Raw genomic sequence first — 23001 nt, 5'->3', positions numbered from 1 at the left:
TCCGCTAGGGCCGGTCATTTGTCGTTTCGTATATAAGCGAATGTTGTTCCACGGCCGCAGGCCGTCGAATATTGGAAGGCCCTACTCTTCATCTCCGATCACAACCATCTTGCGAAGCGCGTCGAACGAGCGGAAATCGAAAGAGAAGTCGGGGCGTTGATCAGAATTTGATCGACACCAATACCGAAAATTCAGGCTGGAGCCTTTCAATTGACGTTGCTTTCGCGGATGCGGTCGGCGAGATCGAGAAAATTCTGGCGCATGCGTCGCAATGTGAAATCGAGACCGAACAACCGGCCCGTTTCGCTAAATCCCATCGACTGGGCGGCCTCGGAAGTCTGAAGAGTGCTGAACGCGGCGTCGAAAGCCGCGTCGCCTGCTGAAAGCACATCCGGATCGATTTCGCCACCGGCACGCAACGCCCGGCCGCATGCCTCCGCAAAGCGGGCCTGTGCCTCCAGCATTCCGCCTGCCTGCGGCCCGAGCACTTCGACAATCGCCGGCGGGAAAGGTGTTTCCACGATATGGCTGAGATAGGTCATGTCGTTGCGGATGCGCCAGAGCGAACGGGGAATGGCCTCCGAAATTCCCTGTCGTGTCAGCCAGAAAGCGCGCTCGCGCTGCGCGTCGGTCAAAAGCGCTTCCGTCGCCATCAAGGACTGACGCAGGGCGATATTTGCCTCGGTGGCCGATACAGGCTCACCCTTTTCGACCCCGGCAGCAAGCCTTCGCAAAATCTGCGCCATGACATCGAGCGCCGACCCGAAGCGATCCAACACCATGGTCCGCGAGCGCGTCGGCAGGATGAACAGGCTGGCGAGCACGCCGACGACACCGCCCAGGGTAATTTCGGCAATGCGATCGATCACGAAAATCTCGACGGGAACGGCGGTGGAATGCGTCAGCATGACGATCGCGGCCGTCAGTCCGGCATTGCGCAGACGAGGCACGCGCACTGCCACGAAACTTGAAACGCCGACGACGCAGATCAGGGCAATGCCAATCGCAAGCGGCTCCTGCGGCGTGACGAAGACCGCAATACCTCCGAGCACGGCGCCTGCGACCGTCGCAACCAGGCGGTCGAAAGCCGCTCCGGCGGTCGCGCCCACCGACGCCTGCATGACGATCAGTACCGTGAAGACGGCCCAATAGCCCTGCTGGAGATGGAGATGCTGTGAAATGGCATAGGTGATCGTGCACGCGATCATGACCCTTAGCGCCTGCAGCGCCGCGCGTTTGGTCTGAATCAGCGATGTTTTGGGTTTTGACGGCGGCTGGCTTTGGCGAATTACAGGATCGGTCATCGCGCAAGTTTTCGCCTGGAAACGTGTGCTGACAATGGCCGTTCGGGGCTTCCCCTCTCCCTGCTGCCGCTAGTGAATGACCGCATGACCTACAATGGCAGTATTTGCGCGATTAGGGAAGGCGCGCAGGTAATGGCGAGCGCGCCATTCAATCCTTGAGCCACTGTGCTTCCTGGACGAAAGCACGGCCTCCTCCGACGACAGGAGTAGAGATCGGATTTGCGTTCAGACGGTGGCGGAAGCCTCAGGCGTCGGTGAGGTCTCGTCGACAAGCACCTGACGCAGCCGCGCCTCCTGCTCGGGCGACAGCGAGGTGCGCAGCAGCCGCGCATGCTCGCCCTTGAATTCGGCAAGCACCTTTTCCGGCTGAACCTTGCGGATCAGGAGGAAAAGCGCAGAACTCTTCGCCGGAATGGTTTCGGCGAGACGCTTCATGAGATCGTCGTCGATACCGTAATCGGCCATCGATCCGGCAAGAGCGCCGGAGCCGGCACCGATTGCACCGCCGACGACGAGCCCAGCAAGAGGATTAAGGAAAAGCAGACCAACGAGCGAACCCCAGAGAGCGCCCGAAAGACCACCGCTTGCGGCGCCTGCCGCCGTCAGATTGACACTCTGCTTCAGACGAACCTTTCCGGATTCATCACGAACGGCGATGATGGCATCCTCCAGATCGATCAGATATTCTTTTTCGAGCTGAACGAGGCGGTTCAGGACAGCGTCCGCTTTGTCGGCATCATCGAAACCAAGCACAATAAGTTCTGACATCGAAATCCTCCGGGTCGTGTTGTCGAAACGAGAAGTGAGGCGTGGGCCGCCTTAGTGAACAGCCGTGCTGACCAATCGGTAAGGATGAGTAGCATTGAACTGCGAGATCATTGCGACAGCCTGTTGCAAAAGCCGTTCCGCATTTTCCGGATCGTCGCGGGCAAGCTCGTCTGCATTGACGCGGATCGCTTCCGCCATATTGGTGGACAGGATGGCGAATTGTTTGTTGCCTTCGACGAGGGCCTCACGTGCATTGCCTTCCAATGTCTTCGCAACATCGATGAGAATTTTCTCGCGCTCTTCCACGCTGAGTTCTTCGATGGTTTTTGTTCTTTCTTCCATTTTGGTCACTCCTGAGAGACGTGATTGTGACCGAGCTCATAAAGCCTCGGCTGTCACTCACTTAGGAAGACGCAAATTCGGGTTCAAGGTTCCATTCCGCCCAGCCTTCTGGCCTCCATCGACAAAGGAAATCGGTGTTTGCCTCGCGAGTACGGAACAATGAGCGCGCCGCGCGGTTTGACCGACGTGGCCAGTCGCCCCCGCACCACGGAAGGCTCTCGGCCGCGCCATCTTCAAAATGACGCGAGACTTCGCGGATCAGACGAACAGGATGAGCGAAATGACAGACACGCGACGCGACAATGGCAACTCGAAGACCGAGCATGACGCCACCCGCAATCGCGCTGGATCGGTTCCCGCCGACCAGACCAAAGGTGAGATCGACGCGGCGTCGGAACACGTCAAAGAGCGCGCTCCTGACGACGTGCCCAATATCGAAGCGGAAAAAGAAGCCGTCCGCCAGCATGGCGACGCCTTCGTCGTGAAGAGCGACCTTGACGATGCGGACCAGCGTGAAGCCGCACCGGGCACTCGCGAACAGCCATAGGCCCCTTCATCGGATGATCTTAGCTCAACTCCCTCTCTTTGCAATCAAAACCAGGAGACAGCCATGACGGACACCGACGAGAACGCCCGCGTTTGGGAGCTGGTCGACAAGATCGGCTTTTGCATGCTGACCACGCAAATATCCGGAAGCCTGCGCGCACGGCCGATGGCCGCTCATCCCGAACCGATCGAAAATGCGATTTATTTCCTGACGGATGTCGCGGGCCACAAGGATGAGGAGATCGCGCGCTGGCCGAATGTCTGCCTCGCCTTCGCCGACACCCGGGGTCAAAAATATGTTTCGATATCCGGGACGGCTGAAGTCGGCAACGACCGCGAACGCGTCAGGGATCTCTGGTCCACAGGCGCCAGAGCGTGGTGGGATAGTGCCGACGATCCCTCGATCCGCGTTTTGAAGGTAACGCCTGTCTTCGCCGAATACTGGGATAGTCCCGGCAGCATCATCAGCTACATTAAGATGGCAGCGGCTGCAGTCTCGAATTCGAGACCTGACATGGGTGACAACGCGAAGGTCGAGCTTTAGGAATATTAGAGCCTGCAGCCATGCCGCATAGAGGTGGCGGCATGGCTAGCATCAGGCCTTGAAAATGCCAATTGCTACTCTTCCCATTCCTCGTCGTCGGCGGAAAGCAGATCCACCAGCGCAGCCACCTTACCGGCCGGCAGATGGCGGCCCTCGCCGATCAAAGCCTCATCGCTGTTGACCCAAGCCCATGCCTCAGACAGCTCCATCGGCGTTGCGCCTGTCGCAACGATATCGGCGATAAGGGTCTCGTCGACAGGGCCGAGTACGGTGGTGACGTCTTGCGAGGTCAATGTCATGTCCTGCTCCTCTTCCTGTTTGTCAGACCATGAACATCCCTGAAATATAGAAACGCTGGGATCAACTTCCACCCGCGACCAAGCCGCGGGGACACGAAGTATTTCCGTTAAATAATTGAAATATCTAGATAAACGCCTTCATTTCTAGCAAAAGAAAATCTTGCCGAGATGAAGTGTGTCCAGGCTCGACGGCTTTCTATGAAAAGCAAGGGGAGCCGTCTTGAACTGCTCAGAATGTTGGGCCGGCTGCGCCGCTCTTCAGCGTGAAATAAGCAAAGGCTGCTACGAAAAACGCAATGACGGCCAGGATCGCCAACAAACGCTTGAGCCAGGGAGGCGTTTGTTTCGGCGGTTTCGGCTTCGGACGACGTTCAAACTTGATGACATTATCGGACATGACAATCGATTAGCGAAGATCAAACGGTTTGCCAATCCGGTACGAACGCCAGCGATGTGACGTTTCCGCCATCGGCCAGCAAAAATGCCTATTCATCCAAACTCTCAATCTCGTCCGCAACGCTTTCAAGGTTGGCGGATATCGATTGAAGCTTACAAACCCTGAAGGTGCCTTCTTGAATATCCTCAATAAAATTCGCCCCTGGAGTCCGCAGCAGCGTGCATTGATTGTCCCCTTCCCAGCCAAACGGGATCTGGCCGAACGCACATCCAAGGCAACCAGCGCCGACGGCCCGATTGTGGCATTTTTTACCGAGGGCAGTTTTTACGAACAGGAAAAGGAGCGTATGGCCCATTCGGCCGAGCGGATCGGGCTGAAGGTCTCGGCAACGGCAGTGCCCAGCGCCGGCAGCTGGGTACTGAATGCCGGACTGAAACCCGGCTTCCTGCTTCAGGAAAGGGCAAGGCTGCGCGGGCCTTTGCTCTATGTCGACGTCGACGCCGTCTTCCACCGCAATCCCTGGCCGGAGCTTCGCAAACTCGAATGCGACATTGCCGTCTATTATGAAGGCGATGAACGCCTTATCAGCGCGACCATTCTCATCAACGATACGCCTGGCGCGGCGCAGCTCATCGAGCGCTGGCGGGAAGGATGCCTTGCCAAGCCTGACGTGTGGGACCAGGTCGTTCTGGAGGAAATCATCACCGAGGATGCGGCGAGCGCGAAGCCGCAATTCAAGGTGGCTAAATTGCCTGCGTCCTTCTGCTGGATATTCGACCGGCTCGAAAATGGGTCCGTCGGCGAAGTCTTCATCGAGCAGCTACAGGCAAGCCGCGAGGCGACTAAGCGCAAACGCTGGTTTGGCCGCATCGGCAAGCGCTTGAAGCGCCGTCGCGATCGTGTCGAGGAAATCGAACGCGTGCTAAAGGATGACAATTGGGGCACGCTTCGAACGAGCCTGCAACAGGACCAAACCTGAATCACAACATGTCCCCGAGCGTCCAGTGGTTGTTCCATCGAGCATCGATCTCGTCCTCGACATTCTGATAGCGAATATCGGTGGAAAGGCGCAGTCTGTGCTGCCTGTCCTGATTGGTGGTCGAGGCGTGAATCATGAATGGTGAATGGAGCATGACGTCGCCTGTCTCATAGTCGGCGACCAGCCAGCGCGTATCGAAGCGTTCCGCCATGTCGGGCAGATCCTTCGAGACCCAGCCCCCCTCCGTCATATTTCGATTATAGGCGCTCACGCGTTCCTCAGGACTGAGATCCTTGTTCATTTCGCTGAACTCGTGCTCCATCCGGGCACCGATCGCGTGCGATCCCTCCAAATAGATCAGACCGCCCATTTCGATCGGGATATCGCCGATCGGTATCCATGCCGTCACGATCCGGCTGGTGCCGCCGCGAAGATAGACCAGATCGTAATGGGCTGGTGTCGCCGTCGTCGTTCCCGGCCGCACATGGCGCATGATCTTGCGCTTGTGCAGATAGGAGATGCCCGAGAGGAATTCGTCCATGAAGCGCGAAAGACGGGGCTGTGCGCAAAAGCCCTCATAGGCGACCGAGCGCACGAGCGACATCAGGCAACGATCGACATCCCGGCCTTCCGGCGCTGAAGCCGAGGATATCCCATCCCTCGGGTCCGTTCCCGCCTCGATCAGCCCTGTCTTCGCCATATGGCCGAAGACCCAGCCGCGAAAATCGATCACGTCCCTGCGCGGCAGGAAACCCTTGAGCCATACATAGCCGTTCTCCTCATAAAGCCGGCGGATTGCCTCGACACCGATGCCTGGATCGGTCGGGCTGAGATAGCCGAGCCGATGCGGCGCAGTAGAGAGAACCTTTCCATTGGCAACAAGGTTGAGTGCACTCTCGCCGGAGGGCACAGCCTGCATGGGAATCGACATTTCACTCGCCTATGGTTTGAATTGATTGCCCATTGAATCTAGCTGTCAGCGATGGTTCACTACATGGACGAAAGTAATACTGGACTTTTCGCTCACCATGAAGCCGGCAACACATGCCATCTACCGCTCGCCACTTGCAGCCGCCGGAGGACTGTCGGTCACTGGCAGCGGCAGGCAGCACGCCATGCATGCCGTCAGGGCACGGAAGCTACCGAGCTATGCTGTGGTTCTCGTCGAGAGCGGTCAGGGCTTTTTCGAAACGGATGCCGGCGGCCGCAGAAGCGTGAAGGGCCCGGCGCTCTTCTGGCTCTTCGCGAACCGCCAGCATTCGTACGGCCCCGATGCTCAAGGCTGGAGCGAGCGATGGGCGCTTTTCGAAGGCTCTCTCGTGCGCGACTTTCTGCGCCTTCGCCTCATCAGCGAGCAGAATCCGCTCATCACCCTGCGTAATCTCGACAGCGTGCAGCGTCTCTTAAGCACGATCCACGACGACCTTATCGAAGATACCAACCTGTCGCGAGCCGCCGCCGCCGCCACTCTTCATCAGATCGTCATTCTGGCTGCGCGGCAGGTGAGCCAAGCCGTTCCTTCCCTACAGCAAGACTCGGATATCGGCGAAATCATCGAGGCGCTTCGCCAAAGAGCGACACAATCCCTCGACATGGCAGCTTTTGCCGCTGAACACGGCATGTCACCCGCAACGCTGCGGCGGAAAATCACAGCGGAAGTCGGGCTGCCGCCGAAGGCCTTTCAGCTTCGCCTGCGCATGGACCACGCGAAGGAGTTGCTGACGATGACGGACGACAAGATCGAGATCATCGCCTCGAAAGTCGGATTCGATGATCCATTCTACTTCTCTCGGCTATTCCATGAGCGCGAAAGCTGCACGCCGCGCGAATTCCGCGCCCGCTACCGGAGAAGCTGATCGATCAAGATATGTCGAACATGTCGCAGCGACCCGTCCGTGTTACGCCGCATCATTACCCGATGGCTCCCGCTCCAAATTCCGGCGCCGCCAGGCCGCCGGCGCCTCCCCCACCCGTTTGCGAAAAAAGCGCGAGAAATAGGCGGGGTCTTCAAAGCCCACTTCGCGACCGATATCCTCGACGGAGCGGATGGTGAACATCAAGAGGCGCTTGGCTTCCAGTAGCCGCCGGTCCAAAAGCATCTCCTTGACGCTGTGCCCGAAGACCTCGCGCGCCGCCTTATCGAGCAGATGCGGCGTCGTGGCGAGCAGGTCGACATAGTTGCCGACCGGCCAATCGCTCTTGTAATGCCGGTCGATGGCGCTCCGCAGCGCGAGCGCGAGCGCCACGGTCGGCGAAGCCGAAGGCAGCGCCGCGCTGCCGCCAAGCCGGCTCATCAGCGACAGGACGACGCCGATCAACCCAAGCATGACCTTTTCACTCTGGCCGCTACGCTCGCGATATTCCGCACTCACCATCTGCAGCAGCGTGTCGATCTTTTGCCAGGAAGGATCGTCCGGCCGCGCCGTCAGAAAGGTCGGCACATCAAGGCTTAGATCCACCTGGGGTGCCAAAGCCTTTAAGGTATCGTCCGATATCGAAAGGACGATGGCATCGGACTGATCGTCGACATCGAATCCGTGAATGATGTTGCTCGGTACGAAACTGATCGTCGGAGCGGAAAAATTCCAAGTCCGATCCTCGATCCGGTAGCGACCGCCGCCCTTGTACCAATAGGTGATCTGCCCCATCAGCGGGTGTTTATGGGATGCGACATGCCCAAAATGCAGTGTTTTTCGGTCCATGACCGTTTCCACATGCAGGAATCCGACATCCAGCGCCCGGCTCGGCACGCCATAGACAAAGAAATTCGGAATTTCGTTCTTCTGCGACATGCCGGAAAAAGTACCAGCGAATTGCCCCCTTTGTCCATGGTCGCGGCGATGTCCCGGACGTAGCATTGATCATGATCTCAAGGGAGGAATACGAGATGCGAGCTGAAGATCACCGCGGCGACAAGACCCGGCCGTTTACCGGCGCCGAATATCTGGAAAGCCTGCGCGACGGCCGCGAAGTCTATATCAATGGCGAGCGCATCGCCGATGTGACCGCGCACCCGGCCATGCGCAACTCCGTCCGCTCGCTCGCCCGCATGTACGACGCGCTGCACGACGAGAAGACCAAGGATCGCCTGACATCCCCGACCGATACCGGTTCAGGTGGCTATACCCACAAATACTTCCGGGTGGCGAAATCTTCCGCCGAGCTTGTCGCCCAGCAGGGCGCCATCGCCGATTGGGCCCGCATGTCCTACGGCTGGATGGGCCGCACCGCCGATTACAAGGCGGCCCTCATGAACACACTCGGCGCCAATGCCGACTGGTATGGGCCGTTCAAGGACAATGCGCTTTCCTGGCATAAGCGGGCGCAGGAATCCGTGCTCTTCATGAACCACGCGATCGTCAATCCGCCGATCGACCGTCACAAGCCCGCCGATGCCGTTAAGGACGTTTTCGTCCACATCACCAAGGAAACAGATGCCGGCATCTACGTTTCCGGTGCCAAGGTCGTAGCGACGTCTTCGGCGTTGACCCACTATAATTTCCTTGCCCAGAGTTCGGCGACCGTCACGGAAGACCCGTCTCTGTCGGTCATGTTCATCGTTCCGATGAATGCGCCTGGCATTAAGATGTTCTGCCGCGTCTCCTACGAGCAGACCGCCAATACCGTGGGACATCCCTTCGACTATCCGCTGTCTTCTCGCTTTGACGAGAACGACGCAATCCTCGTGCTCGATAATGTCTTCGTGCCCTGGGAGGACGTGCTCGTGCTGCGCGACGCGGCCAAGATCCTCTCCTTCCATCCGGCCTCCGGCTTCATGCACGGCTATTGCTTCCAGGGCTGCACGCGTTTTGCCGTGAAGCTCGATTTCATCGCCGGGCTGCTCGCCAAGGCATTGCGCGCGACCGGCGGCGATGCCTTCCGCGGCAACCAGGCGGCACTCGGCGAAATCATCGCGCTTCGCCACATGTTCTGGTCGTTTTCCAACGCCATGGCCTATAATCCGCAGCCTTGGGCTAATGGCGCGGTGCTGCCGAACATGGAAGCAGCCCTCTCCTATCGCACCTTCATGTCGGAGGCCTATCCGCGCGTCATCGAAACCGTACGCAGGGTCATCGCTTCGGGGCTGATCTACTTGCCTTCCTCGGCCAGGGATTTCGGCAATCCGGAGATCGACCGCTACCTTGCGCAATATGTGCGCGGTTCCAACGACATGGGCCATATCGAACGCATCAAGATCATGAAGCTGCTCTGGGACGCCACAGGCACCGAATTCGGCGGCCGCCACGCCCTTTACGAGCTCAACTATGCCGGCGCGCCGGAGGAAGTCCGCCTACAGGTGTTGAAGGGCGCCGAGCGTGGCGGCCGGTTGAAGGAAATGGAAGCGCTCGTCGATCAGTGCATGAGCGATTACGACGAAAACGGCTGGACCGGAGATACGTGGCTGCCGCCGCTGGGTGACACCTCCCCAGTCCGCAGCGCCGCCGAGTGAGGACGTTGCCATGGAGGAGCAGCTCTCGAAAACCGAATTTCGCAACGCCATGGCCAGGGTCTGTGCGCCGGTGAACGTCATCACCACCAACGGCCCTGCCGGCCGCGGCGGCTTTACGGCGACGGCCATGTGCAGCGTCACCGACGAGCCGCCGACGCTGCTGGTCTGCATGAACAGTCGCTCGGCGCAAACAAGCCTCTTCCTCGACAACCGCCGCTTCTGCGTCAATGTCCTGACGCAGGAGCACAAGGAACTGGCCGGCTATTTCGCCGGCCAACGCGCCGACATGGAGGAACGCTATGCCGCGGCGGAATGGATCAACTTCCGCTCCGGAAGCCAGGCGCTCTCCGACGCCATCGTCTCCTTCGATTGCCGCCTGACGGAAGCGCGCCTGGTCGGCACGCACCATATCTTCATCGGTGAAGTGATGGATATTCGCAGCCGCAAGGATGGGCATGCACTGCTCTATTTCGACCGCAATTATGTGCATGTGCCGACCCAGGCGGGCAGCTTCGGCGGCTAGGGGCTGCATGGATGGCTGGCGATCACGAGAAACGAAAACAGGGTGCCGATGATAATGCGGCACCCTGTTTGCATGAGTAAGCAATCCGTCAGAGCTGAATCCACGCCGTCTTCAGATCGACATACTTGTCGAGCGCATGCAGCGATTTATCGTGACCATTGCCGGATTGCTTGACGCCACCGAGCGGCACGCTGTTATCGCTGCCGCCATAGGTGTTGATATGCACCACGCCGGCGCGGATGCCCCGCACCATCCGATGGGCGCGTGACAGGTTCGAGGTCCAGACGGCCGAGGCAAGGCCGTATTCCGTGTCATTGGCGATCTCAAGTGCTTCGGCCTCCGTTTCGAAGGGGATGATCGACAGGATCGGGCCGAAGACCTCTTCCCGCGCCAGGGTCATCGACGGCGTCACGTCGAATACGGTCGGCCGCATGTAATAACCGCCCGTCTCCTCAAGAATACGCGAACCACCGGCGCGCAGCGATGCGCCCTCCGACATCGCCTGCGACACGTAGCCAAGATCCTTCTTCAGCTGGATCTCGCTGGAAATAGCCCCCGCTTCCGTCGTAAGCTGCAATGGATCGCCGACTTTCATGCTTTCGGCGATGCGGGCCACCTTCTCGGAGAAGGCCTTATGAATCGACTTCTCGACCAGCAGCCGAGAGCCGGCGACACAGACCTGGCCGGAATTGCGAAAAATGCCATAGGCAGAAACCTTGGCCGCCTGATCGAGATCGGGCGCATCGGCAAAGACGATGTTGGGCGACTTGCCGCCAAGCTCCAGGTAGACGCGCTTCAGGTTCGAGCGCGCCGAATATTCCAGAAGTCGCCGTCCGACAGGGCCGGAACCGGTGAAGGCGAGGACATCGATATCCATATGCAGCCCCAGTGCTTCGCCGCAGACCGCACCGCGACCGGTCACGACGTTAAGCACGCCTTCGGGCAATCCTGCTTCGGTGCAAATTTCGGCGAGCCTCAGCAGCGTCAGCGACGCGCCCTCGGCGGGCTTCAGCACGACGGAATTGCCGGCAGCAAGCGCCGGAGCAATCTTCCAGGCGCCGATCATCATCGGGAAATTCCACGGCACGATGGCGGCAACGACGCCGATGGCCTCGCGATGGACGAGACCGAGAATATTCTGAGCCGTCGGCGCGATCTCGCCATAGACCTTGTCGATCGCCTCGGCATAGTAGCGGAACGTGCCGGCGGCGCTGCCGGGCTCGGCCTTGAGCGCCATCGAGATTTCCGTGCCGTTGTCGCGCACGCCGAGCACGGCGAGTTCAAGCGCGTTCTTCTCGATCAGTTCGGCAATTTTCAGCAGCACCTTCTTGCGTTCGGCCGGTGCCGCCTTCGACCAACTGCCCTTTTTGAAAGCCTGCCGCGCAGCCTTGACCGCGAGATCGACATCCTCAGTGCCGGCATCGGCAATCGTGGTCAGCTTTGTTCCGTCGATCGGCGAAATGACGTCCATCGCAGCGCCGCTGGTCGGCTGACGCCAGGCGCCTGCGATGAACAATGCCTGCGGGGAAACGGATAATGTCCGGAGCTGGTCGATCTTTTCCTGCATCTCATTGTCTCACAGAGAGGGTGGCGGGGGTTTACCGCCACCGTGATTGGAACTGGTTCAGGCTTCCTGGCCGGCGCCGAGGCGGGCATAGCCTGCCGCATCGGACGACTTCAGACGAGCCGCCGCGATAAAGCCGATGATGCCGGCAATCAGCACCAACCCCGGCAAGACCACCGCAAGCACGCCATTGGCGCCGGCAATCGCGCCGAAATTCGCAGAGATATAATAGACGAGCGCCAGAAGGATCAGACCCGTCACGATCGGCAGCACCTTGATAGCAAGCACATTGCGCTCAAGCCCCGGATTGCGGCTGAAGAACACCACGATCGAGAAGGCGGTGAAAGCCATCAGCAGGATGATCGCCAGCGTCGCAACATTGGTGAGCCAGGAGAACAGCGCCAGCACCGGATCCTGCCCTGTCACCGCGAAAAGCGCGATCACCAGAATGGCAATAACGGTCTGAATGATCGAGCCGACATGCGGGCTCTGGAAGACCGGATGCGTGACACCGACCGACTTCGGCAGTAGGCCTTCGCGGCCGGCGACATACATGTAGCGCGCCACACCATTGTGGAAGGCAAGGATGCCGGCAAACAGGCTGGTGATAAAGAGCACGCTCATCACGACGGTAATCCAGTGGCCGACATAACGCTCGGCAAGGCCGAAGAGGAAGGTCGTGGGATCGGCGAGGCCCTGCAGCGCGGGAACAAGCTTATCGACGCCGGCGCCGATGACCATCAGCCACGAGGTCAACATATAGAAGAGGCCGATGATGAGAACGGAGATATAGGTCGCGCGCGGCACGGTCTTTTCCGGCTCGCGAGCTTCTTCGCTGTAAATGGTCGTCGCTTCGAAGCCGATGAAGGCGGCAAAGCAGAACAGGAGGCCGATGGCCGGCGTCCCACTCCAGAAGGCGGTCGGCGTGAAAGGCGCTGCTGAGAGGCCGGCATCACCACCTTTGGCGAAGATCGCGGCATCGATGACGAGCACGACCAAATATTCAAGAATGACGAGTACCGTCAACACCTTGGCCGAAAGATCGACGCGGCGGTAGCCGAAAACGGCAACGAAGGCGATGCCGACAAAGCTCCAGACCCACCAGGGAAGATCAAGGCCAATCTGCTCGGCAAAGAAGCCCTTCGTCGCAGCACCGAAAAGCCCGAGAACGCCGACCTGCATGGCATTATAGGCAAGAATGGCAATGAGCGCGGCGGCACCGCCCATGAGGCCGCCAAGGCCCTGGGCGGTATAAGCATAGAAGGCGCCGGCATTTCTTATATGGCGGGCCATCGCGACGTAGCCGACTGCAAACAGCAACAGAATACCCGTCACCAGCAGGAAGGTGAGCGGAATACCCGGCCCGTTGCCGAGCATCATCGAAAGCGGCACGCCGCCGGCAACAGCCGTCAGCGGCGCGGCGGCCGAAACGACGAGGAAGGTCACGGCACCAACGCCGAGACTGTTCTTGCGCAGCTGGTTTTCAGCGGCACCTTGCGAATTTTGCGTGTTCATCTGCGTTCGTTCCCCTTGTTTAAGAACATCCGATCATCGCCGCGATTGCACGCGTGCGACCTCCACCAAAAACCGGACTGACGAACGGGGCTTATGCTTTTGTTGATTTAGCCGCCGTCAGCGCTTAAGGTTCATTATTTGAACCCTAACTTCAAATATAGACTTGCAAACATTGTCGGCCTCTGTCAAGTTATTTCGCATGTTAAGTATCTTGGGTCGCTGCTATCGTGTCGCGGCGCAGGGTCAGCAAGCTGATTTGACGGGAAGCCGAGGCTGGACGCACAGAATCAGAACCTGACCAACCCAAGAGGAGGAATGATGAGCACGATCGGAAAGGCGCTAGCATTGCTGGATACCCTGTCACGGCTGGACAAGGAGGCGGGTCTGACCGACATCGCCCGCCTGTGCGCGCTGGACAAGGCAACGGCACGACGCTTTCTCGTGGAGCTGGAAAAACACGGCTTCGTCGAGCAGGATCAGGACACGCGCCGCTATCGCATCGGTTCGGCGCCGGTCCGCCTCGCTCGCATCCGGGAGGCACGCTTCCCCTTCCTGCGGATCGCAATTCCCTTCATCAAAGCGCTTGCCGAAGCCTCGACCGAGACCGTTCATCTCTCGGAGTTTTCAGGCGGACAGCTCTCGACCATTCACGTCGAGGATTCGCCGCGCGCGCACCGCATCATCGTCGATGTCGGCAGCCTCCTTCCCTTCCATGCGACGGCATCAGGCCTCGCCTTTCTGGCCTTCTGTCCACCGGCAGAAATCGACGCAGCACTTAAAAAGCCGATCGAGAAATTTACCGATCACACCGTCACCGATCCCCAATTGCTGCGTAAGATGCTCGCTGAAACCGCGGCACGGGGCTTTTCCATCATTGACCAGGGCCTGGAGGCCGGCGTCATCAGCACGGCCGCTCCGGTGCGCACACCGGGCGGCCACCCGATTGGCTGTGTCGCGATCGCCGCTCCGCTCTCGCGCACCAACACGGCCGCCATTCACGAATTCGGCGCGCGGGCCGCTGCTGCAGCCAACGCGATCTCAGAAAAATATTACGGGTCGGAAAGACCCACGGGAACCATTGCGAAACTCAGGAGGACGGATTGATGAGCCCGGAGGCTCCCTCAGCGCGGATACTCGTCATCGGAACCGGTGACACCAAATGCGACGAACTGCAATTCATGGCATCCGTCATCTCCGAAGCCGGTGGCCGACCGATCATGATGGATGTGAGCATTCTCGGCGATCCGCCCTATAATCCTGATTATTCCAAGCATGACATTGCCGAGGCTGCGGGAACCACGATTACGGCGATTGCCGAAAGCGGTGATGAAAACAGCGCCATGGCAGCTATGGCGAAGGGTGCGTCGGCCCTCACCCTCCGCCTCTATGAAGATGGACTCATCGACGGCATCATCGTGCTCGGCGGCTCCATGGGCACGGATCTGGCGCTCGATGTCGCTGCCGTCCTGCCGCTCGGCGTCCCGAAATTCGTGGTTTCGACCATTGCCTACTCCCATCTCATTCCGCCTGAACGCATTGCGCCCGACCTGATGATGATTCTCTGGGCTGGCGGTCTCTACGGCCTTAACAGCATCTGCCGCTCCGTGCTCTCACAGGCCTGCGGCGCGGTCGTCGGCGCTGCAAGGCACGGCACCAAGCCCGATCGCGAACGCCCCCTTGTCGGCATGACGTCGCTTGGCTCCTCCTGCCTCAAATATATGAAATATCTGCGGCCCGAGCTGGAAAAGCGCGGCTATGACGTTGCCGTATTTCATTCGACGGGCATGGGCGGGCGGGCCTATGAAGCAATCGCCGCGAAGGGGGACTTTGCCGCCGTCTTCGACTTTTGCATCCAGGAAGTCAGCAATCATCATTATAGCAGCGTCGTCACTTCTGGACCCGATCGTTTGGAAAACGCAGGACGCGCCGGCATTCCGCAGATCGTCGCACCCGGTGCGATCGACATGGTCGATCTTCAGGCATGGCAAGCCCTGCCAGAGATCTTTGTAGATCGCCCGTACCACGCCCACAACCGGCTGATCGGGTCGGTAACGACCTCGCCGGAAGGCCGACGCGAAGTCGCTCGGCTGATCGGACAGAAATTGCAACGCGCCGAAGCGAAAGTCGCCTTCCTGCTGCCGACCGACGGGCTACAGGAATGGGACAAGCCGGATGAGCCCCTGCATGATCCGGAAGGCCTCGACGCATTCATCGATGAGATGCGCCGCGCTGTTCCGCCCTCTGTCGCTCTTCACGAGGTTGACGCCCATATCAATGCTCCCGCCTTCTCTGCCGCCGCCCTTGCCATCTTCGATCGATGGGTCGCCGAAGGCGTCATCCCGGAGGGACGGCCATGACCCAAGACCGCGCGCTTATCCTCGATTTCGGCGGTGTCGTCACCCGCACCCTCTTCGAGACGCATAACGTCACTGAGCGCACGCTTGGCCTTCCCCCCGGATCGCTGACCTGGCTCGGCCCGTTCGACACGGCGACAGATCCGCTTTGGGTCGCAATGCAGAACCGCGAGATCACAGAACGGGACTATTGGCTCACGCGAGCCGGCGAAGTCGGCAAGATGGTCGGCGAAAACTGGACCGACATGCAGACCTTCGTGCGCCGGGCGCGCGGCGCCGAGCCGGAACTGGTTCTACGGCCGGAAGCACGCGATGCTATCCTGCGCGCCAAGGAGGCCGGCCTCAAGCTGGCGATCCTGTCGAACGAACTCGACCTTTTCTATGGCGTCGAGTTCCGCCAGCGTTTTCCCCTGATCGAGCTTTTCGACGTCATCGTCGACGCCACCTACACGAAGATCCTCAAGCCCGATCCGCGCGCCTACGAGCTCATCCTTGCCGAGCTCAACCTGTCGCGCGAGGTCTGCGTTTTCGTCGACGACCAGAAGAAGAATATCGAGGGCGCTGAAGCCGTGAACCTGCCTCACGTGCATTTCGACGTGACCCGCCCTGCCGAAAGCTACGCCCGCGCACTTGCGATGCTGGGGCTCTGAACAAAGAGGAATTTGACATGCGTGAGACCAATTTCATCATCGAAAACAACGCACGCCACCTGTGGCACCCGATGGCCCATCCAGCCGAGATGCAGGCCAACCCGCCGCGCATCATCAATTCAGGCGAAGGCGTCGAGATAGTCGATATTCACGGCCAGAAAGTACTTGATGCCGTCGGCGGCCTCTGGAACGTCAATCTCGGCTATTCCTGCGAACCGGTGAAGAAGGCCATCCGCGACCAGCTCGACGAGCTGCCCTATTATTCGACCTTCCGCGGCACGACGAACTCCCCGCTGATCGAGCTTTCCTACGAGCTTGCCGAATGGTTCAAGCCGGATGGTTTGAGCCGCTCCTTCTTCACCTCGGGTGGTTCGGATTCGGTCGAGACCTGCCTGCGGCTGGCGCGCCAGTACCACAAGGTCAATGGCCAGCCGGAGCGCACCAAGTTCGTCGCGTTGAAAAAGGGCTATCACGGCACGCATTTCGGTGGCGCCTCGGTCAACGGCAACCAGAACTTCCGCCGCAACTACGAGCCATTGCTGCCGGGCGTCTTCCACCTGCCCGCTCCGTTCACCTATCGCAACCCGTTCAACACCACCGACGGTGCCGAAATTGCGGCTGCCATCGGCAGGCTTTTCGAGGATGAAATCGCCTTTCAGGGCGCCGATACAATCGCCGCACTCATCGTCGAGCCGGTGCTCGGCGCGGGCGGCGTCATCGTTCCGCACGAGACCTTCCTGCCGCTGATGCGCGAGATCTGCGATCGCCACGGCATCCTCCTGATCGCCGATGAGGTGATCACCGCTTTCGGCCGCACGGGCGCCTGGACCGGATCGCGCCTCTGGGGCGTGCAGCCGGACATGATGTCGACGGCCAAGGCGATCACCAACGGCTATTTCCCCTTCGGCGCGGTGATGATCTCCGACAAGGTGGCGCGGGTCTTCGAAAGCAACAAGGGCCCGCTTGGCAGCATCGGCCACGGCTACACCTATTCCGGCCATCCCGTCGGTGCCGCAGCAGCCCTCGCCACCTTAAAGGAAACCAAGCGGCTTAACGTTGCCGACAATGCCGCAGCCCGTGGCGAAGAGCTGCTCGCCGGCCTGAAGAAATTGCAGGACAAGCATGAGCTGGTCGGCGACATCAGAGGCAAGGGATTGATGTGCGCCCTCGAACTCGTCAGCGACCGCGCGAAGAAGAGCGGTGCTGCCAAGGATATCGTCCAGAAGGTACAGGACGCGACCTATGATGCCGGCGTCTTGGTCCGCACCTCTGGCACCAATGTCATCATGTCGCCACCGCTGATCGTGACGGCCGAGAATGTCCAGACAATGCTGACCGCGCTCGACGCTGGCCTCACCGCCGCAAGGGGCTGATCATGTCCGAGAACGCAACCCTGATCGCGCGCCGTGAACGGCTTTTAGGCCGCAACATGTCGCTCTTCTATGACGACCCCGTGCATCTCGTGCGCGGGGAAGGCGTTTGGCTTTGGGACGCCGACGGCCGCAAATATCTGGATTGCTACAACAATGTGCCGCATGTCGGCCATTGCCATCCCCGCGTGGTGGAAGCAATCACGCGGCAGGCCTCGACGCTGAACACGCATACGCGCTATCTCCATGAAGGCATTCTCGACTATGTCGAGCGCCTGACGGCAACCTTCGACAAAAGCCTGAATGCCGCGATCCTGACCTGCACTGGCAGCGAGGCAAATGACGTAGCGCTGCGCATGGCACAAGCCATGACCGGAAAGACCGGCATCATCGCCACGAACCACACCTATCACGGCAACACGACCGCGGTATCGCAGCTGTCGACCCGCATGCCGCCGGTCGGCGGCTTCGGCGGCCATGTCCGGCACGTGCCCGCGCCGGACAGCTATCGTCCACTCGGTGGTGAAGGCGGAGATGCCTTTGCCACGGCGTTCGCGGCAGAAGTCGAAAAAGCGATCGCCTCGCTCGAGAACAGCCCGCATGGCTTCTCGGCCATCATTATCGATCCGTTCTTCGCCAATGAAGGCTTTCCGGATCTGCCGCCTGGTTTTCTCGACAAAACGGTTGCTGCTGTCCGCAAGGCCGGCGGCCTCGTCATCACCGACGAAGTGCAGCCCGGCTTCGGCCGTACCGGCACGCATATGTGGGGCCATCAGCACGCTGGTATCGTTCCCGATATCGTCACGCTCGGCAAGCCGATGGCGAACGGGCACCCGGTCGGCGGCGTGATTGCCAATCTCGACACGATAAACGCCTTCCGCACGGCATTCCGCTATTTCAACACCTTCGGCGGAAATCCAGTCTCCTGCGCGGCCGCCATGGCTGTGCTTGATGTCATCGAGGATGAAAATCTTGTCGAGAATGCCCGCAACGTCGGCGAATATACCCGCCATGCCTTCCAGCGGCTGGCCGAGAAACACTCGATCATCGGCGACGTGCGCGGCAGCGGCCTCTTCATGGGTACGGAATTCGTGCTCGATAGGCAGACGAAAAAGCCTGCTATCGCTGACGCAACCCGGATCATCAATGCCATGCGCGAGCGCGGCGTGCTGATGGGCAAGATCGGCATTCATCAATGCGCCACGAAGATCCGCCCGCCCATGCCATTCACCCGGGACAATGCCGACTTCATGTTGTCTATCTTCGACGACGTATTGACTGGCCTGTGAGGCAATATGGCCGATCCGTTGCCACAGACCATCCGCGACGCCTTGCAGAAACGTGCACTGGAAGCACTCGACCATTGGCCTGTGCAGGCCCACGAACCTGTCCTGATGAAATATCGGGAGAACGCCGTTTTCCGCATTACGCTGGAAGAAGGGCAGTTCGCCGCGCTCCGGCTGCATCGGCCAGGCTATCACGACGAAACGAGCCTGCGCTCGGAACTGCACTTCATGGCCGCCCTCAAGCTCGGCGGCCTGGATGTACCAAGCCCTGTGCCAACAAGCAGAAAGCAGAGCCTCGTCCGATTGCCAGCCAACAGGCATTTTGCCGAACAGTATGCGGACGTGGTGAGCTGGATCGATGGTGTGCCGCTTGGCCAAAGTGGCGTGCCGCTATCGCAACCTGTTGAGATGCAGGAAGCAATCTTCTTCCGCATCGGGCAAAACATGGCCACCATGCACGAGCTTGCCGACGCCTGGGACCCGCCAGCGCGTTTTCACCGCCCGGTTTGGGACATCGATGGGCTGGTCGGCGAAACGCCGCTCTGGGGCCGCTTCTGGGATTGTCGCGGCCTTTCATCCGAGAGCACTATCGCCCTCTCGGCGTTACGCCACCAGCTACGCCGACTGCTCGCAAACGCGGGTAGCCAAAGCCTCAACTACGGGCTGATCCATGCCGATCTGGTGCGGGAAAACATCTTTCTGACGGGAGCCGACAGGAATGTCGCCTTCATCGATTTCGATGATGCGGGGCACGGCTTTCGGCTGTTTGATCTCGCAACGACCCTGCTCAAGAACCGCAACGAACCTGCCTATCCGGTGATCGAGAAAGCGCTGATATCAGGCTATCGCGGCCGGCGCGCACTTTCCGAGGCGGCTCTGGCGGCCCTGCCCCTATTCATGGTGCTGCGGAACCTTACATATATCGGATGGCTCGCCGAGCGTCCGGAAATTCCCGACGCCGCCGAGCGTTTGTCGCGTTACGTCCATGAAAGTCTGGAGATGGCAAGACAGCTCGACTTTGCCGCTTGACATCCGCGAGATATTTATTAACGTGTTAAGTAATTAAAGTCTTGGGAGGACTTGATGCCGCATCTCGCCATCGAATATTCGGCCAATCTGGAGGGCCGCGCCGATATCGGCGCGCTCTGCGAGCGGCTGCTGAAGACGGTCCTGGACACCGGGCTTTTCGAGGTCGGGGCCGTGCGGGTGCGCGCCTTTCGCGCCGAGCATTACGCCATCGCCGACAAGCTACCCGAAAACGCCTTCGTCGATCTGAACTTCCGCATCGGCAAGGGCCGCATCGATGACGAAAAGAAGCGCACCGGCGAAGCGATCTTTGCCGCGGCCATCGACGTTCTCGGCCCGCTCTTCGAGACGCCGCATTTCGCTTTGTCGCTGGAAATCCGCGAAATCGATGCGGAGCTAAGCTGGAAGAAGAACGCCATTCATCCGCGGCTGCGCGGCAAGTGACATTCCCTTCGTGGGACGACATAACACTAAAGGAATAGACGATGTCCAAACTGCAGGAAAACATCGCAAAGGCCGAAGGCTTTCTCGCCCGTTTCAAGGATAGCGGCGTACTGAACCGCATCAATGGTGAGGATGTGCGGGCCGATGATGGCTCCACATTCGAGACCATCTCCCCCGTTGATCTGAAGCCGCTGGCAACCGTTGCCCGCGGCAAGGCCGCCGATATAGATCGCGCCGCAAAGGCCGCAAAGGCTGCCTTCACCGAATGGGCCGCGATGCCGGGCGAAGCGCGCAAGAAGCTCCTGCATAAGATCGCCGATGCGATCGTTGCACGCGCCGAAGAGATCGCTTTTGTCGAGTGCATGGACACCGGACAGTCGTTGAAGTTCATGGCGAAAGCAGCCCTTCGCGGGGCGGAAAACTTCCGCTTTTTCGCCGACCGCGCGCCGGAAGCGCGCGATGGCAAGGCGCTGCGCGCCGAAGGCCAGGTGAACCTGACCACGCGCGTGCCGATCGGCCCAGTCGGCATCATCACACCGTGGAACACGCCCTTCATGCTGTCGACCTGGAAGATCGCGCCGGCTCTCGCTGCGGGCTGCACCATCGTTCACAAGCCGGCAGAATTCTCGCCGCTGACCGCGCGCCTGCTTGTCGAGATCGCCGAGGAAGCCGGCCTGCCAAAGGGCGTGTGGAACCTCGTCAACGGCTTCGGCGAAGATGCCGGCAAGGCTCTCACGGAACATCTCCTGATCAAGGCGATCGGTTTCGTCGGCGAAAGCCGCACCGGCTCGATGATCATGAAGCAGGGCGCAGATACGCTGAAGCGCGTGCATTTCGAACTCGGCGGCAAGAACCCGGTCATCGTCTTTGCCGATGCCGATCTCGAGCGCGCCGCCGATGCCGCCGTCTTCATGATCTACTCGCTGAACGGCGAGCGCTGCACCTCGTCCTCGCGCCTGTTGGTCGAGGAAAGCGTCTACGACAAGTTCACCGCGATCGTCGCAGAGAAGGCGAAACGCATCAAGGTCGGCCATCCCCTCGATCCGGAAACGGTCGTCGGCCCGCTCGTCCATCCCGTGCATGAAAAGAAGGTGCTGGAGTATATTCAGATCGGTCGTTCGGAAGGTGCGACGCTGGCCGCTGGCGGCGAGAAGATCAACGGCCCGGGCGGTGGCTGCTACGTCTCGCCCACACTCTTCACAGGTGCCAACAACCAGATGCGCATCGCCCAGGAAGAGATCTTCGGGCCGGTGCTGACCGCCATTCCCTTCAAAGACGAAGCCGATGCGCTGGCGCTGGCCAATGACGTCCAGTACGGACTGACCGGCTATCTCTGGACCTCGGACGTCACTCGCGCCTTCCGCTTCACCGATCACCTTGAGGCCGGCATGATTTGGGTGAATTCGGAAAACGTGCGTCACCTGCCGACACCCTTCGGCGGGGTCAAGAGCTCCGGTATCGGCCGCGACGGCGGCGACTGGTCCTTCGATTTCTACATGGAAACCAAGAACGTCGCCTTCGCCACCAAGCCGCACGCGATCCAGAAACTCGGCGGCTGAGCCGCCAATATCTATAAGTACGCATAAGAGGAGGAACAAATGCCCCTGCCGAAACCCAATCTCTATCCGCCCTTCAACATCGTGCGCCTCAGCCATATCGAATTCGGCGTCACCGATCTTGCCAAGTCCCGCGCCTTCTATGCCGACACGCTCGGCCTGCAGGTGACGGATGAGACCGCGGATACAATTTATCTGCGAGCGATGGAGGAGCGCGGTCACCACTGCATCGTGCTCAAGAAGTCCGACAAGGCCGAAGCCCGCGATCTCGGCTTCAAGGTCTTCAGCGACGAAGACCTCGATAAGGCGGCGCATTTCTTCAAGGGCAAGGACCTTCCGGTCGAATGGATCGAGCGCCCCTACCAAGCGCGGACGTTCCGCACCCGCGACCCGCAGGGCATCCCGCTTGAATTCTATTCGAAGATGGACCGCCTGCCGCCGATCCATCAGAAATATGCGCTTTACAAAGGTGTAAAACCGCTGCGCATCGACCACTTCAACTGCTTCTCGACCAATGTCGATGAAAGCGTCGCCTTCTATAACGAACTCGGCTTCCGCGTGACCGAATATACGGCGGATGAAGAGACCGGCCGTCTCTGGGCCGCGTGGACGCACCGCAAGGGCGGCGTCCACGACATCGCCTTCACCAACGGCCGCGGCCCGCGCCTGCACCACACCGCCTTCTGGGTGCCGACGCCCCTCAACATCATCGACCTCCTCGACCTGATGGCGACCACCGGCTGGGTCGCCAATATCGAGCGGGGTCCGGGACGCCACGGCATCTCCAACGCCTTCTTCCTCTATATCCTCGATCCGGACGGCCATCGCATCGAGATCTATTGCTCGGATTACCAGACCGTCGATCCCGATCTGGAGCCGATCAAGTGGGATCTCAAGGATCCGCAGCGTCAGACATTGTGGGGTGCACCGGCTCCCAAATCCTGGTTCGAACATGGTAGCCTGTTTGCCGGTGCGGAAGTGGCCGAGCCCGACTTGAAGGCACAGCCGATTATCGCGCCTTAAGCGTTACCCTTGAGAGCGGGAAAAACGCCCGCTCCTCATCAACGTTCGAAAGCGCGAGGAG

23 protein-coding genes are annotated in these 23001 nt (G+C 59.9%); 15 read left to right on the top strand and 8 right to left on the bottom strand.

From position 1 onward, the window contains the following. Window positions 1–206: 206 nt before the first annotated feature. The 3 genes from AC13QE_RS03880 to AC13QE_RS03870 all read right to left on the bottom strand — a co-directional run bounded on the left by AC13QE_RS03880 (window position 207) and on the right by AC13QE_RS03870 (window position 2414). On the bottom strand, window positions 207–1304 hold the full coding sequence (locus tag AC13QE_RS03880) for an FUSC family protein (RefSeq protein WP_488482654.1): 1098 nt from the start codon (window positions 1302–1304) through the stop codon (window positions 207–209). Between the two features lie 225 nt (window positions 1305–1529). After that, window positions 1530–2072, bottom strand: coding sequence for a DUF1269 domain-containing protein (locus AC13QE_RS03875; protein ID WP_488482653.1), 543 nt, complete (start codon window positions 2070–2072; stop codon window positions 1530–1532). 51 nt (window positions 2073–2123) lie between these two features. Continuing rightward, window positions 2124–2414, bottom strand: coding sequence for a hypothetical protein (locus tag AC13QE_RS03870; protein WP_488482652.1), 291 nt, complete (start codon window positions 2412–2414; stop codon window positions 2124–2126). 280 nt (window positions 2415–2694) lie between these two features. Here AC13QE_RS03870 and AC13QE_RS03865 point away from each other — a divergent pair, with 280 nt between their 5' ends. Beyond that, the gene (locus AC13QE_RS03865) at window positions 2695–2961 is read left to right on the top strand and encodes a hypothetical protein (protein ID WP_488482651.1); all 267 of its coding nucleotides are present in this window, start codon (window positions 2695–2697) and stop codon (window positions 2959–2961) included. 63 nt (window positions 2962–3024) lie between these two features. Further along, the gene (locus AC13QE_RS03860; protein ID WP_132718053.1) at window positions 3025–3504 is read left to right on the top strand and encodes a pyridoxamine 5'-phosphate oxidase family protein; all 480 of its coding nucleotides are present in this window, start codon (window positions 3025–3027) and stop codon (window positions 3502–3504) included. A gap of 74 nt (window positions 3505–3578) precedes the next feature. Here AC13QE_RS03860 and AC13QE_RS03855 read toward each other — a convergent pair whose 3' ends face one another. Continuing rightward, window positions 3579–3803: a hypothetical protein gene (locus AC13QE_RS03855; RefSeq protein ID WP_488482650.1), complete on the bottom strand. Its 225-nt coding sequence runs from the start codon at window positions 3801–3803 to the stop codon at window positions 3579–3581. Window positions 3804–4345: 542 nt separating this feature from the next. Here AC13QE_RS03855 and AC13QE_RS03850 point away from each other — a divergent pair. Further along, window positions 4346–5179 (top strand): putative nucleotide-diphospho-sugar transferase, encoded by an 834-nt coding sequence (locus tag AC13QE_RS03850; protein WP_488482649.1) that lies wholly within the window; start codon window positions 4346–4348, stop codon window positions 5177–5179. Between the two features lies 1 nt (window position 5180). On the opposite strand, the gene AC13QE_RS03845 is transcribed toward AC13QE_RS03850, so the two are convergent. After that, a complete protein-coding gene (locus AC13QE_RS03845) occupies window positions 5181–6110 on the bottom strand; it encodes a phytanoyl-CoA dioxygenase family protein (protein WP_488482648.1) in 930 nt (309 codons plus the stop codon). 97 nt (window positions 6111–6207) lie between these two features. Here AC13QE_RS03845 and AC13QE_RS03840 point away from each other — a divergent pair, with 97 nt between their 5' ends. Beyond that, the gene (locus AC13QE_RS03840) at window positions 6208–7035 is read left to right on the top strand and encodes an AraC family transcriptional regulator (RefSeq protein ID WP_488482647.1); all 828 of its coding nucleotides are present in this window, start codon (window positions 6208–6210) and stop codon (window positions 7033–7035) included. 42 nt (window positions 7036–7077) lie between these two features. On the opposite strand, the gene AC13QE_RS03835 is transcribed toward AC13QE_RS03840, so the two are convergent. Next, window positions 7078–7971: a helix-turn-helix domain-containing protein gene (locus AC13QE_RS03835; RefSeq protein WP_488482646.1), complete on the bottom strand. Its 894-nt coding sequence runs from the start codon at window positions 7969–7971 to the stop codon at window positions 7078–7080. Window positions 7972–8066: 95 nt separating this feature from the next. Here AC13QE_RS03835 and AC13QE_RS03830 point away from each other — a divergent pair, with 95 nt between their 5' ends. After that, window positions 8067–9629 carry a 4-hydroxyphenylacetate 3-hydroxylase N-terminal domain-containing protein gene (locus AC13QE_RS03830; protein WP_488482645.1) on the top strand — a complete coding sequence of 521 codons (1563 nt, stop codon included), beginning with the start codon at window positions 8067–8069 and terminating at the stop codon, window positions 9627–9629. 10 nt (window positions 9630–9639) lie between these two features. Next, window positions 9640–10152, top strand: coding sequence for a flavin reductase (locus tag AC13QE_RS03825; protein WP_402789667.1), 513 nt, complete (start codon window positions 9640–9642; stop codon window positions 10150–10152). An 88-nt stretch (window positions 10153–10240) separates the two neighbouring features. Here AC13QE_RS03825 and AC13QE_RS03820 read toward each other — a convergent pair whose 3' ends face one another. Together AC13QE_RS03820 and AC13QE_RS03815 are read right to left on the bottom strand one after the other, a co-directional pair. Next, window positions 10241–11719 carry an aldehyde dehydrogenase gene (locus tag AC13QE_RS03820; RefSeq protein ID WP_488482644.1) on the bottom strand — a complete coding sequence of 493 codons (1479 nt, stop codon included), beginning with the start codon at window positions 11717–11719 and terminating at the stop codon, window positions 10241–10243. A 57-nt stretch (window positions 11720–11776) separates the two neighbouring features. After that, window positions 11777–13231, bottom strand: coding sequence for an APC family permease (locus AC13QE_RS03815; RefSeq protein WP_488482643.1), 1455 nt, complete (start codon window positions 13229–13231; stop codon window positions 11777–11779). Window positions 13232–13549: 318 nt separating this feature from the next. On the opposite strand from AC13QE_RS03815, the gene AC13QE_RS03810 reads away from it, so the two are divergent. From AC13QE_RS03810 to hpaD, 9 genes are read left to right on the top strand one after another with little or no spacing between them, the layout of a single operon-like run. Beyond that, a complete protein-coding gene (locus tag AC13QE_RS03810; protein WP_488482642.1) occupies window positions 13550–14335 on the top strand; it encodes an IclR family transcriptional regulator in 786 nt (261 codons plus the stop codon). Beyond that, the gene (locus AC13QE_RS03805; RefSeq protein ID WP_488482641.1) at window positions 14335–15588 is read left to right on the top strand and encodes a Tm-1-like ATP-binding domain-containing protein; all 1254 of its coding nucleotides are present in this window, start codon (window positions 14335–14337) and stop codon (window positions 15586–15588) included. The genes AC13QE_RS03810 and AC13QE_RS03805 overlap by 1 nt, the downstream gene beginning before the upstream one ends. Continuing rightward, on the top strand, window positions 15585–16235 hold the full coding sequence (locus tag AC13QE_RS03800; protein ID WP_132718038.1) for an HAD-IA family hydrolase: 651 nt from the start codon (window positions 15585–15587) through the stop codon (window positions 16233–16235). Before AC13QE_RS03805 ends, AC13QE_RS03800 begins: the two co-directional genes overlap by 4 nt. 17 nt (window positions 16236–16252) lie before the next feature. Continuing rightward, window positions 16253–17608 carry an aminotransferase class III-fold pyridoxal phosphate-dependent enzyme gene (locus AC13QE_RS03795; RefSeq protein WP_488482640.1) on the top strand — a complete coding sequence of 452 codons (1356 nt, stop codon included), beginning with the start codon at window positions 16253–16255 and terminating at the stop codon, window positions 17606–17608. Window positions 17609–17610: 2 nt separating this feature from the next. Then, entirely contained in the window at window positions 17611–18894 is a 1284-nt protein-coding gene (locus AC13QE_RS03790; RefSeq protein WP_488482639.1) for an aspartate aminotransferase family protein, read from the top strand. A gap of 6 nt (window positions 18895–18900) precedes the next feature. Next, entirely contained in the window at window positions 18901–19920 is a 1020-nt protein-coding gene (locus AC13QE_RS03785; RefSeq protein WP_488482638.1) for a phosphotransferase, read from the top strand. A gap of 54 nt (window positions 19921–19974) precedes the next feature. Next, a complete protein-coding gene (locus AC13QE_RS03780) occupies window positions 19975–20361 on the top strand; it encodes a 5-carboxymethyl-2-hydroxymuconate isomerase (protein WP_488482637.1) in 387 nt (128 codons plus the stop codon). A gap of 41 nt (window positions 20362–20402) precedes the next feature. After that, complete coding sequence (gene hpaE, locus AC13QE_RS03775) at window positions 20403–21920, top strand: 5-carboxymethyl-2-hydroxymuconate semialdehyde dehydrogenase (protein ID WP_488482636.1); 1518 nt, start codon at window positions 20403–20405, stop codon at window positions 21918–21920. Window positions 21921–21959: 39 nt separating this feature from the next. Beyond that, a complete protein-coding gene (hpaD, locus tag AC13QE_RS03770) occupies window positions 21960–22940 on the top strand; it encodes a 3,4-dihydroxyphenylacetate 2,3-dioxygenase (RefSeq protein WP_132718027.1) in 981 nt (326 codons plus the stop codon). Window positions 22941–23001 lie beyond the last annotated feature (61 nt).

This window comes from Martinezella sp. CNPSo 3957 (assembly GCF_057784395.1).
This window is presented reverse-complemented; position numbering and strand designations above follow the sequence as displayed.